Below are 13093 nucleotides of genomic sequence, written 5' to 3' on the forward strand. Positions count from 1 at the left end.
AATTTTCAATATTATATATCTACGACCACATCCATTTTGAAGTCATCATCTTTTAGATGAACAATTTCTGTTGCTTTTTCGTAGTTAGTTGATTTCTTGGAGAAGAAGTCATGTTGTGTCGTTTCAGTATTTAATCCATTCAATACGATTGGGTTGACTTGTTTTACTTCGAAGATCGGATCAAAACCTAAGTTCATCAATGCTTTGTTGGCATTGTAACGAACATATTCTTTTACCTCTGCAGTTAAACCAACTTCAGTATAGATCTCTTCTGTATATTTCAGCTCATTTTCATACAAATTGTAAAGCAAGGCAAGGAAACGAGCTTTTACCTGATCTTGATTTTTTAATTTTTTGAATTGATCTTGGGCTATTAATCCAACGAATACACCGTGGATAGATTCGTCTGCGATAATTTTCTTAATGATATCGGCAGAAGCAACCATTTCGCCCTGTCCACATAACCATAATGGCAAGAAGAATCCAGAATAGAATAAGAATGACTCCAATAATACGGATGCAGCCATCGCCATATAAATCTCCTCCTCGGAAGCATCTTCTTTATCGATCGCGCGGTAGTAGCCATCAATCGTTTCTGCTTTGTATTGAAGATATTTATTTTGTTGAACCCATTCGAAAATATCATTTATTTCGGCGGTCGTAGAAACTGTCGTGAAAATGGTGGAATACGATTTTGCATGGATAGCTTCCATCATACACATATACGACAATACCGCTTTATTCTGTAAGGTGTCGATATGATCGATGATTTTAGGCATACCTGTATGGCTTTGAAGGGTATCCAATAGGGTCAATCCTCCTAAAGCTTTTTTATACGCATCTTTCATTTCTGGGCTGATACGTTTCCAGCTATCGATATCTTTTGATGGAATGTATTCCGTGTCGATCCAGAATTGACGGATATTTTGTTCCCAGAACATCAATACATAATCGTTCTCAGGGGTATTCCAGTTGACAGCTTTATATGTTTTACTCATTTTTAGTTTAAAGTATTAGGCATTTATTATCACGTATTTGGATTGTTGATTTTAGATAAGCCAAAAGCCGCCAATGGCGTAGGCAACTTTTGACTTTCTCCCATTATATATCCAAATACTAAAATCTCAAAATTAAGCTGAACAAGAGACACATTCGTCGATGGTCGATTTTCTTGTCCGTGTATAATAAAGGGATTTCAATCCCAATTTATGTGCATAGATATAATATCTTGACAAATCTCGTGTCGAATCCTTTGAGTTTGTATGCAAAATTGTAGATACACCCTGATCAATATGGCGTTGGATAACCGAAATCAATTTCAAGACTTTGAATTGATCCATATCATAAGCCGATTTGAAGTAGAAATAATTATCGTTTGTCAAATATGGCATTGGATAGTAAGTTGTACTATCTCCATATTCACGCACTTCAATGATATCGACGATTGGCATAACTGATGCGGTTGCATTCATGATATACGAAGTCGATTGATTTGGAGCAATGGCCAAACGGTAAGCATGGTAAATACCATGTTCTTTGATTTTTGCTTTTAATTCCAACCAATCTTCTACCGTTGGGATATGTATCCCTTCAAATAACTCCGCTACCTTAGCAGTTTTAGGCATATAATCGCGGTTTACGTAATTGTTGAAATACGTACCATCGGCATAGGCTGATTTTTCAAATCCAACAAATGTTTTACCACGTTCTTTGGCAATTTCCATCGATGCTTCCAATGAATAATAGTTCATCATCATAAAGAAGGTATTGGCAAAATCGAGCGCCTCGTTAGATTCATACATAATGAAGCTTTTTGCAAGGTAACCATGGAGGTTCATTGCACCTAGCCCTACAGAATGTAACTCACGGTTTGCTTTTGCAATAGACGGAACCATATCGATATTGGTCACGTCTGTAACGACAGTCAAAGCACGCATCGCCGTTTTTACGGTCTCTTTGATACGTTTGTTGTCCATTACAGTTGCAATATTTAAAGAGCCTAAGTTACAGGAGATACCATAACGGATCGTGTCCTGCTTGCCATAGATCTCAATATCGGATACTTGAGATACTTGCATGATTTCAGTACACAAGTTCGAGAATTTCACTTGACCGATTTCATTCAATGCATGGACACGGTTGGTGTTCTCTTTGAAGAAAATATAAGGATATCCTGATTCTTTTTGTGTCTGTGCAATTTTAACTAAGAGGTGACGGGCATTGATTTTTTTCTTTTTCACGTTTGGATTCGTGATCAATTCGTCGTACATCTTGTCCATATCCATTTCATCCAAGAATTGTCCATACTCTTGCATTACCGTATGTGGGTAGATCAAATAGCATGGTTCATCTTTTTCTGCCAATTCCATGAATTTATCCGGAACGATGATACCGATCGACAATGATTTGATACGTACTTTCTCGTCAACGTTGATTTTTTTACAATCCAAAAATTCTTCGATGTCAGAGTGGAAAATATTGAGGTATACTGCCCCAGCACCCGGACGTTGTCCCAACTGGTTCGCATATGAAAATGTATCTTCCATAATCTTCATGATTGGAAGCACACCGCCAGCACGGCCTTCAACACCTTTAATCGCTTCTCCGCGAGCACGGATTTTGGAGATATTGAACGATACACCACCACCGATAGAAGACAGCTTCATGGCGGAATCAACAGCATAACCGATACCATTTAAGTTGTCGCCGATTTCATCCAAGAAACAAGATACCAATTCACCCGAGCGTTTCTTTCCTGCATTTAAGAATGTAGGGGTCGCTGGCTGATATTCTTGATTGATCATGATCTCTGCGTACTCAATTGCTTTCTGAACACCCTCTTCTCTTGCTAAGAACAAGGAAACAGCAACTACACGGTCTTCATAACGCTCTAAAAACTTCTCGCCAGAATCGTCACGTAAAGCGTAGCTCTGGAAGAATTTGAATGCCGCCATAAAAGACTCGAAACGGAATTTCTTCGCATACACATAGTTGAATACCGTTTCCATTTCTTCAAATGTAAACCATTGGTAAAAGTCAATATAATAGTTGTTTTCTACCAAATAGTCTATTTTTTCTTTTAATGTATAAAAGAACACTGTGTTCTTATTTACATATTCCAAGAAATATGCACGAACCGCTTCCTTATCTTTATGTAAGCTGAATTCGTCATCATGCTTAATCATGATTTCATTATTAAGCAATATCCAGTTTTTTGCTACTTCGTTTGCTACCATCGCAAAAGTTCTTTAAGATGTCAATAAATTGATTAATATCTTCCATTGTTCCGGACAGTTCAAATTTGAACGCCAGTGGAATGTCAAAATCCTGTGAAATGCGATCAGCTGCTAGACCAAAATTCGGTCCCCAGTTGCGGTTGCCACTGGAAGTAACAGAATAGATATTTTTAGCTTCGCGTTTCATGAATTCTTTTGTGTTTTCGGGCACCTGTCCAAAATTTGTGGTGAAGGTGACCAAATGACCGGGGTCTTTTACCGTTAAATCAGCGGTGATTTTATGGATCTGCCAACCCGTTATCTGAGCTACTTTGTCCATAAAGCGTTGTACGTTCCCCGTTCTGGAATCATAATAAATGTGTATCATGTCACTGTTTCATTTTAATGATACGCTGAATTTATTAAAGTGCAATGGCAGCCAATTCTTCTGGTTTAAAGCCAATGATACGGTGTTGAATCTCTTCATTTTCCAACACAATTACCGTAGGAACAGTGCGGATTTTGAATCTTGCGGCCAAGTCTGGTTCATCAAAAGGATTAACCGTTTCATATTGGATACCTTTTTGATCCAAATAAGCCGATACTTGTGCACAAGGAGCACAATCGTTTTTCTCAAATTTGATAATTCTTGCCATGTTTACTTGTTTATTTTTTTATTCCAATCTTTATAGAAAAACCCGGACGGAGTTAATGGTATCAATTTTAATCGGGGAGACCAGATTGAAGGTTCATCTGGCCATTTAAAATAGACAATTCGTCAAAAACAAAAGTCTGTACTTCGATACTTAAAAACTTCGTTGAGTTGCCAATTCTTTCATCAGCTTAACAAATATCTTATATTTTCTTTCGATGCGGTAGTTTGACTTTTCCACATTTTGGGTAAAAGTTTCCCAGAGAATGCGTTTGCTGCAGATTCGTGTTTGTAAGTTGTTGGTTTTCTTTGTTTTGTGAATGTGGATAACTTTAAATTAGTAATTTTTACCACTATTTTACAAATGATTTAAGTTTAATTTTAGTGTCATAAAAAAGCTACAAAGCTTGCTTTTTTATGAAAATTTTATTACCTTATTTTGCCCTAATTTGAAAAATAAATTTATGAAGAAACTATTCTATGGTCTCTTGCTTCTAGCGTCGCTGCAGACGCACGCGCAAGAAAACATGACCTTTCAAAAGCCCTCTACTGAAATTTTGGCCTTAGCCGACTATGTACGCCCACCTCAAATAAAGATTTCAAGCGATAAAAATTGGATGTTATTCACGTTCCGACCTACGTATAAAAGCCTAGCCGAATTAGGTCAGGAAGAAATGAAGTTGGCGGGATTGCGAATTAATCCAAAAACGAACATGGAAAGTTCAACAATCTTTTTCGATAAGATTGCCTTGAAAAAAATAGGGCAAAATGTGGAATTTTCCGACTTCACGGGGATGCCCGAAAAAGCGGCGATGACCAATTTTTTATTCTCTCCAGACAATAAGCGTTTGGCATTTAGCAATACAAATGAGCGTGGAACAGCCTTATTTGTCATTGATCTTGCAACGCGAAATGTCAAACAGCTCACCGCCTACAATTTGAATGGAATATTGACAGCACCATTTCAATGGCTGAGAAATTCTTCTGGCTTAATAATTACAAGCCTGCCAAAGGATCGGGCTGCCCTGTTGGATCCTACAAAAGATTTGCCGACAGGACCTATTGTTTCAACAAGTGACGGGAAGGTATCCCAATTGAGAACGTATCAAGACCTGCTTAAAAATCCGCAGGATGAAGCAAATTTTGAAACCTTGGTGCAATCCAACCTTGAACTTGTAGACCTGGACGGTAAGATTTCGCCTTTTAAAGATAAAGCCGTTTATACGGGGATCAGCTTCTCTCCGGATGGCGAGTATGTGATGATCACGACCATCACAAAACCTTATTCCTATGTAGTCCCCGTCTCATCTTTTCCACAGCAGGTTCGTATTTATGATCGATCTGGCAAGGAAATAGCGCTTGTGAATGAGACTCCCTTGACAGAGGTAATGCCAAAGGGCTTTTCGTCTACACGATCGGGAAAACGTGCCTGGCATTGGCGGAGTGATCAGCCTGCTACCTTGGCCTATGTAGAAGCTTTGGATGGTGGGGATGCGAATAAACCTGCTGAGTTTCGTGATGCCTTATATACTTTATCCTACCCTTACAACGGTGCGGGAAAGCTTATTTTTAAAATCAAAGACCGTTATGCTGGTGTAACATGGGGAAATGATAAATATGCATTGATCAATTCCCAATGGTATGATACGAGAAATGCAAAAACTTTTGTGGTGAATCCTTCCTCGGGAGAATCTAGACTGTTGCACGATCAAAACAGTCAGGATGTGTATAATGATCCGGGAGATGTGTACATGGAAAAAAATAGTTTAGGCACTTATTCAATGTATGTGGATAAAGATAAAGCACTGTTTGTTGGTAAGGGATTTACTAAAAATGGTGAATTCCCTTTTGTGGATGAGCTTGATCTGCATTCATTGAAGAAAAAACGTATCTACACTGCTCCAGCATCTGAACTGCAGGAGCGTATCACTCAACTAGTGAACCCTAAAACGGGTGATCTGTTGATTTCGCTTCAGTCAGCATCAATTTATCCGAATTATTTCATGAAAAACATGAAATCAGGAAAACAGGTGGCTCTTACCGGATTGGAAAATCCGTTTAAATCTTTGGAAAAAGTTCATAAAGAGATTTTAAAGTACAAGCGCAAGGATGGGGTTGAACTTTCCGGTACATTATATTTACCTGCCGGTTATGATTTTACCAAGAAAGAGAAGTTGCCTTTGCTGATGTGGGCTTATCCACGGGAGTATAAGGACAAGAATACAGCCGAACAAAGTACAGCCAATCCCAAGGAATTTACCTTCCCAAGTTATGGTTCTTTTATCTATTGGGTATCTAAGGGCTATGCTGTATTGGATAATGCGGCCTTCCCTATTATTGGAGAGGGAACTAAAGAACCTAATGATAACTTTATTGAACAACTTGTGTCCAATGCCGAAGCCGCAATTGATGCAGTAGATCATTTGGGTTATATCGATCGAAAAAAAGTCGCCGTGGGTGGGCATTCCTATGGCGCGTTTATGACAGCACATCTGTTGTCCAATTCGAAATTGTTTGCCGCCGGAATAGCTCGATCGGGAGCGTACAATCGGACCTTAACACCATTTGGTTTTCAGAGTGAGCAACGTAACTTCTGGGATGATCCAGCCTTGTATATGACCATGTCTCCATTTGTGAGTGCTGATCGGATGAAAACCCCACTTTTGTTGGTTCATGGCGGAGCCGATAATAATCCCGGAACATTCACCCTGCAGACAGAACGCTATTTCCAGGCCCTGAAAAACTTGGGAGCTCCTGTGCGTATGGTCATTTTACCACGTGAAGCGCATGGATATGTCGCCAAAGAAAATATCTTCCACTTACTTTGGGAACAGGATCAATTTTTGGAGAAATACCTTAAAAATCAAGGTGAACATCGAAAAGAATAAAAAGGGGTTGCAAAAATGAATTGCAGCCAAAAAGTAGGACAAGGTTAGAAATTAATTGTTCAGGTGATGAGCTCGATATTTTATCGGGCTCATTCCTTTTTGATGCGCAGCAGCCCCCATTGGATCTGCATTAACTTGATGCGGGAACCATGAAGTAAGGGTTCACCTCTGGAAAGCTTCTGCTTAACCGCGTGCAAATGTGCTGAAGCACCAATGGATTATACATATTATTTTTTAAGTTTGGGTAATTTACTGGAGGGGAAAATCCAATTATGAGACCTGATATATTTAGAGAGAAATCGCCATTATCTTCCGATGACTGTTTTGTGGTCTTCGATCGGAGAAAATCTTCTTTTACATTTCCCGTACATATTCATCCTGAATATGAGCTCAACTATGTTGAGGGGGCAGCGGGTGCTCAACGTATCATTGGTAACTCGATCGAATCTATTGGAGAACGCGATCTGGTGCTCATTGCTAGTCCTGAGCTTGAACATGCATGGAAAGATGGCGATTGCCAATCAAATGATATTCATGAGATCACGATTCAGTTTCATCCTTCATTAATTGAACAGTATCTGGATAAAAAGCAGTTTGCAAGTATACAACAGTTATTATCCAAAGCTTCACGTGGTGTAGTTTTTGGTAAAGACACGGTAGATCGGGTATTACCTCTGTTACGCATATTGACTTTGGAAAGGGATGGGTTCTATTCGGTTATGAAACTTTTGGTGTTGCTGTATGAATTGTCCAAAGGTGATGATATCCGTGTATTATCTACTGCGACCAATACAGTGTTGAGCAATAGCGAATTGATGATGGGACGATTGCAGGAATATATCGTTACCCATGTAAACCGGGAATTGAACCTTCCGATGGTTGCCGCAGTGATGAACATGAGCAAGTCAACATTTTCCCGTTTCCTGAAATCGGCTACAGGGATGAATTTTACGGATTATCTGCTCGACTTTAGGATCAATATGGCGGTGCGATTACTGAAAGAAGAGACGCTAATTGCCGATATCGTCGAACAATGTGGATTTAACAGCGTTTCGTACTTCTACCGTGTATTTAAAAAGAAAAAAGACCTTACCCCAGTCGAGTACAGAAATAGTTTACGTAAACAGCAAATGATTATCTAGCTTTTTCTTTTTTCCTTTTCTATTTCGCTTTTTCAAAAAGCGGAAAGATCTCCTATGTCCATTTTTTCAGGATACAGATATTCGATAAGACCCTGCCTATCCCCTCTATGATAATTCAATACAAATGAGTCCAAAGTTCAATAAAATGACTCGAAGTATTTTTTAATACGCTGTTTTTCAGTTTTTTACTATTTCATTCCAATACGCCATTGTTTTTCCTGTTTTGTTATCATTTCCATTTTACGCAATCGTTTGTGCTGACTTTTTCATGATTTTTCCAATAGAAATATGAATGAAAAGTACAATATAAATGACTTGATTTTGCTACTTAAGGCTTCACCTTTTCTCTAATTTCGTTAGATAAACCAATATTAGAATACCAATTAAGTATAGACATATTATACAAATCATCTATTTATTGTAAACCTTAAATACACAAAATATGAGAAAAACAGCTTTACTACTCTTACTTTCCACTTGTGGGAGCTTGGCTTTTGCACAGCAATCCCAAAAGGTGAGAGGCAAAGTCCTCGACGCGGATAATAAGCCAGTGGCAGGAGCTACGGTCAATATCAAAGGTAGTGCCAACGGAACTAAAACGGATGCCGATGGATCTTTTACACTTGACGTTGCGAAGGGGAAAACCTTAAAAATTACCTACGTCGGAATGAAGGAGCAAGAAATCCTTGTCAATGATGCATCAACCTACAGTATTGTGCTTCAATCGGGCAATGAGTTGGATGAAGTCGTGGTGATCGGTTATGGTACGGTAAAGAAGCGTGATTTGACCGGTGCAGTGGCATCAGTAACGGGCAAAGATCTACAATCTAATCTGGCTAAAAGTACTGCCGGAGCTTTACAGGGGCGTGTTGCGGGCGTATCTGTGACCAATTCGGGGGGAGCTCCCGGAGCAGGGTTGAATGTTACCATCCGTGGTTTAAGTTCTTTTGGTAGCAATACGCCGCTGTACGTTGTGGATGGAGTATTTGGAGATATCAACCTGGTGGATCCTAATGACATCGCTTCGTTGGAAGTCTTAAAAGATGCATCTGCGGCAGCTATTTATGGCTCACGTGCAGCTAATGGTGTCGTTATCGTGACGACCAAAAGTGGCCGGCAAAACACGGCAGCTACACTTAGTGTAAATGCGTTCACAGGTGTACAAAAAGTTTCCAAAATGTTGGATCTTATGGATGCCGTACAATGGAAAGCATTTCAGAAAGAGAACAAGTTACTGCCTTCGAGTGCCGAAGCGATGACAGCTAATACGGATTGGCAAAAAGAAGTATTCCGTACGGCGCCTATGCATAAAGTTAATGTGGATATTGCAGGCGGAGGCGAGCGTTCAACTTATAGTGTTTCCGCGGGCTACTTGGCACAGGAAGGAATACTTTTGAATACGGATTACAAAACCTTTAATCTACGAACTAAAAATACCTTTAGCCTGTTTAACAACCATCTACGCTTGGGGAATACATTCTTAATTAAGAATGGCGATCAACAACGTGGATCAGAACTGGTGATTACCGATATTTTGCGTCAGAATCCTTTGGTACCTGTGTATGATTCGAATATATTGGGCGGCTACGGTACCTATTCGTCCTGGATGAAAAATATCGAAAATCCTGTTGGCGTCCTTAATTTGTACAATAATCAACGTCATCAGACCGATATCATGCTTAGCGGTTACGCAGAGGTCGATCTTTTTGTCAAAGGGTTGAAGTATAGACTGAATGTAGGGGCCAATCGTACCACCGGGCGTAATTATAATAAAAAGGCAGAACCACATGTGTATGGTGATAAATTGATACAATCTTATTTGAGAGAAAGTGCATTTTTTAATAACCAGTGGTTGATTGAAAACACGTTACACTATGACCGTACCTTTGACAAGCATACGCTATCCGTTTTGGCTGGATATTCAGCGCAGGAAAACAACAATCGTGGCTTTGGTTTGGGACGCTACGATATTCCACTAGGTACAGATGCTATTGATGCTGCAGCAATGGATCAGCAGTCTACCAATGGAAACCTTCAAGAGGATGCGTTGGTTTCTCAGTTTGGCCGCTTGATGTACACCTATGACAACCGTTATCTTTTAACGGCTACTATAAGACGGGACGGCTCATCGAAGTTTGCGAGTGGACATCGCTATGGCGTATTCCCCTCTGTTGCGTTGGGTTGGAACGTGATGAACGAAGCTTTCTTTGAATCCGCTAAAAAAACGGTCAATGAATTTAAGATTCGCGCCAGTTATGGCCGCCTAGGTAACCAGAATATCGCTAACTATACAACACAGTTCACAACCCAATATGGTATCAATTATATTCAGGGTGGTAAATTGTGGTTAGGCGCAATTCCGGGCTACGACTGGGTATCGCCAGCTGCCTTAACCTGGGAAGAGACCGAAACCAGTGATATCGGTTTAGATCTGGCTTTTTTGAATAAGCGATTGAACGTTAGTGCTGACTATTACGTACGCGAGACCAAAGACATACTCTTGGGAATCAATCGTGCGCCTTCATCAGGTCTGGGTGGTACCCCAGTAATGAATGCAGGGGTAATCAGTAATAAAGGGTTCGAGTTTTTGACTAGCTTTCGGGATGCTGTAGGTGAGGTTAACTACAATATTTCTGTCAATGCCTCTACGGTCAAGAACAATATGAAGGCTGTAACCTTAGGTTCTATCCAAGAGTTTGCCGGTTTCAATCCGCATGCTGAAGGTGATATCACCTGGGCGAGAGTTGGTTATCCGATAGGTGGCTTCTGGTTGATTAAGACAGATGGTATATTCCAGTCTGATGCTGAAGTGCAAGCGTACAAAAGCTCAAATGGTACAGTTATACAGCCTAATGCCAAGGCGGGAGATATTCGCTTTGTAGATTTCAATGATGATGGAAAAATCACGGATTATCAAGACGCCCAATACGTGGGAAGCCCTTTCCCTAAGCTGGCTTATGGTATTCGGGGTAATGTGGAGTATAAGGGTGTTGATTTGGGGTTTTTCTTTGATGGTGTATCGGGCAATAAAATATACAACTATACCCGGGCACGCATTGAATCAACCAATGAAGTCAATAACCATTCAGCAAGCTTGCTAAACTCTTGGACACCATCAAATACCAATACGGATATTCCACGTTACACGCGTGAAGATCCGAATAACAACAAACGCCGTACGTCTGACCGTTGGTTGGAGAGTGGATCTTTCTTCCGCTTAAAGACCTTAGAGATCGGCTATACATTACCGCAGCTTGTGTTGAGCAAGGCGGGACTGAAAAGTACCCGTGTCTTCTTCGCTGGTGACAATTTGTTTACTTCGACAAAGTATAAAGGATACACGCCGGATCTAGGAATCAATTCTGATGAGAATGGTGGTGGATCTAGTACGATGACGGCAGGGACAGATTATGGTCGTTTTCCATTGGCACGCACCTTTATGTTTGGCTTACAAGCCAGTTTTTAAACGACATAACGATGTTTTTCATGAATCTTAGCATTTTTAGCATACAACTATGAAATTTTTAATCAATAAATATACGATTGCGGTAGTACTGGGGCTGTCTTTAACGGGCTGTTCCAAGGATTTTTTGGACAAAATGAATCCCAATAAACCTGTGGATGGTGTCTTTTGGGCGAATGAAAACGATGCTGTATCCGCCGTAGCAACTGTTTATTCACCTATTCGTAACCAGATGGCGGGCTATTATGGCGCATGGAGCGGGTATCAAACCATGAATCGGGCGGATGATACGTTTTTTCTAATTGGAGAAGAAGCTTTTACCTGGGAATTTGTTAATTTCCTGAATAGCGCGTCTACGGGTAATAGTGAGTTTGGTAGCTTATACAAAGGTATTAATCGGGCGAATGTATTTTTCAAAAATATAGATAAGGTGCCTATGGACGAAGCCAAGAAAAAACAGCTGATCGGTGAGGTAAGTTTCCTAAGGGGGATGTACTATTTTTTGTTGGCTGCCAACTGGGGTGATGTACCGTTGCGGCTGACGGTAGCAACGGATGATGCAGAACCGGGTGAGGCTGCGTCTGCATCGGAAGCTGAAATCTGGAAGCAAGTGATTGCCGATTTCAAAGTGGCAAAAGATAACCTTCCTGTAAATAGACCGGCAGATGAATTGGGCCGTGTAACCAAGGGTGCTGCGATTGCGCACCTAGGTAAAGCATTGGTATATACTAAGCAATATAGCGAAGCCGAAAAGGAGCTGAAGGTACTGCTTTCCTCACCTTATAATTATGATTTGGTAGCCGATTATCAAGATAATTTCAAACACACAACTAAGTTTAACAAGGAGTCGGTATGGGAATTGGCTTACGATGGCACATTGAGTAGCGGTGGTGTATGGGGAAATGATCAGCCAAACTCGCACCTGGGAATGGTACTACCGAACTTTGTAGGACCCGATGGTACTGGAGCATGGTTCAAGATTATGCCTTCACCTACAATAATACGTGATTTTATCGCTGAGCAGAGACCTGCAGGATCCGATACTCGTTTTGACAAACGTATGAATGCCAGTTTCCTATGGAAATATTCGGACTACCAAATTGGGGCAGCCGATGGTAAATGGTATGGAAATCAGACTTTTGATGATATTTGGGCGAAATGTCAGGAGAAATTTAAGCGCCACTCTCCTGAAGAACTTGAAAAGGCTTTCCCAACTATTGATGGAAAACAGGGGCGTTTCTTGATGAATAAGTATACCAATGCTTATATGAATGCTGCGGGTTCCAACTCACATTATGATCCAGCGAAGAACAACAACAACAATCTACGGGTGTTCCGTTTCTCTGAAGTGCTATTGTTACATGCTGAAGCGTGTGCACAGAATGGAAACATTGCAGATGCTTCGTCGAGTCTGAAGCGTATACGTGATCGCGCGGGATTGGCTAATAAGACCTGGAGTGGTAAAGATGATTTGATGAAAGAAATCATGAAACAGAATGAATTGGAGTTTTTCTTTGAAGGGCATCGTTTCTTTGACTTAAAACGCTGGTTTACGTATGCTGATATGAAGAAGATTTTTGTAGACAACAAAAAGCAAGGGGCTAATAATTTTCAGCCTAAGCATTATTATCTTCCGATACCGCAGGACGAATTGAATACCAATACCAAAATAGAACAACATCCGTTGTGGCGGTAAGCTGCAGCAGTGCTTCCGACTGGGTCGGTAGGCAGAT

The 13093-nt window shown here is 40.4% G+C and carries 8 protein-coding genes; 4 read left to right on the top strand and 4 right to left on the bottom strand.

Going from position 1 to position 13093, the window contains the following annotated elements:
* Positions 1–11: 11 nt before the first annotated feature.
* From nrdF to AAW12_RS11260, 4 genes are all read right to left on the bottom strand, one after another.
* A complete protein-coding gene (gene nrdF, locus AAW12_RS11245) occupies positions 12–998 on the bottom strand; it encodes a class 1b ribonucleoside-diphosphate reductase subunit beta (protein ID WP_046673716.1) in 987 nt (328 codons plus the stop codon).
* Between the two features lie 132 nt (positions 999–1130).
* Positions 1131–3236 (bottom strand): class 1b ribonucleoside-diphosphate reductase subunit alpha, encoded by a 2106-nt coding sequence (gene nrdE, locus AAW12_RS11250; protein ID WP_046673717.1) that lies wholly within the window; start codon positions 3234–3236, stop codon positions 1131–1133.
* Entirely contained in the window at positions 3196–3603 is a 408-nt protein-coding gene (gene nrdI / locus AAW12_RS11255; protein WP_053003630.1) for a class Ib ribonucleoside-diphosphate reductase assembly flavoprotein NrdI, read from the bottom strand. The genes nrdE and nrdI overlap by 41 nt, the downstream gene beginning before the upstream one ends.
* A gap of 34 nt (positions 3604–3637) precedes the next feature.
* Positions 3638–3871: a thioredoxin family protein gene (locus AAW12_RS11260; RefSeq protein WP_046673718.1), complete on the bottom strand. Its 234-nt coding sequence runs from the start codon at positions 3869–3871 to the stop codon at positions 3638–3640.
* 460 nt (positions 3872–4331) lie between these two features.
* On the opposite strand from AAW12_RS11260, the gene AAW12_RS11265 reads away from it, so the two are divergent.
* The 4 genes from AAW12_RS11265 to AAW12_RS11280 all read left to right on the top strand — a co-directional run bounded on the left by AAW12_RS11265 (position 4332) and on the right by AAW12_RS11280 (position 13056).
* Positions 4332–6755 (top strand): S9 family peptidase, encoded by a 2424-nt coding sequence (locus AAW12_RS11265; RefSeq protein ID WP_053003631.1) that lies wholly within the window; start codon positions 4332–4334, stop codon positions 6753–6755.
* Positions 6756–7027: 272 nt separating this feature from the next.
* Positions 7028–7897: an AraC family transcriptional regulator gene (locus AAW12_RS11270; protein WP_046673719.1), complete on the top strand. Its 870-nt coding sequence runs from the start codon at positions 7028–7030 to the stop codon at positions 7895–7897.
* 442 nt (positions 7898–8339) lie between these two features.
* Complete coding sequence (locus tag AAW12_RS11275; RefSeq protein ID WP_046673720.1) at positions 8340–11363, top strand: SusC/RagA family TonB-linked outer membrane protein; 3024 nt, start codon at positions 8340–8342, stop codon at positions 11361–11363.
* Positions 11364–11412: 49 nt separating this feature from the next.
* On the top strand, positions 11413–13056 hold the full coding sequence (locus AAW12_RS11280) for a RagB/SusD family nutrient uptake outer membrane protein (RefSeq protein WP_046673721.1): 1644 nt from the start codon (positions 11413–11415) through the stop codon (positions 13054–13056).
* Positions 13057–13093: the final 37 nt, after the last annotated feature.

Origin of the sequence: Sphingobacterium sp. Ag1 (genome assembly GCF_000988325.1) — a bacterium.
Taxonomy (GTDB): domain Bacteria; phylum Bacteroidota; class Bacteroidia; order Sphingobacteriales; family Sphingobacteriaceae; genus Sphingobacterium.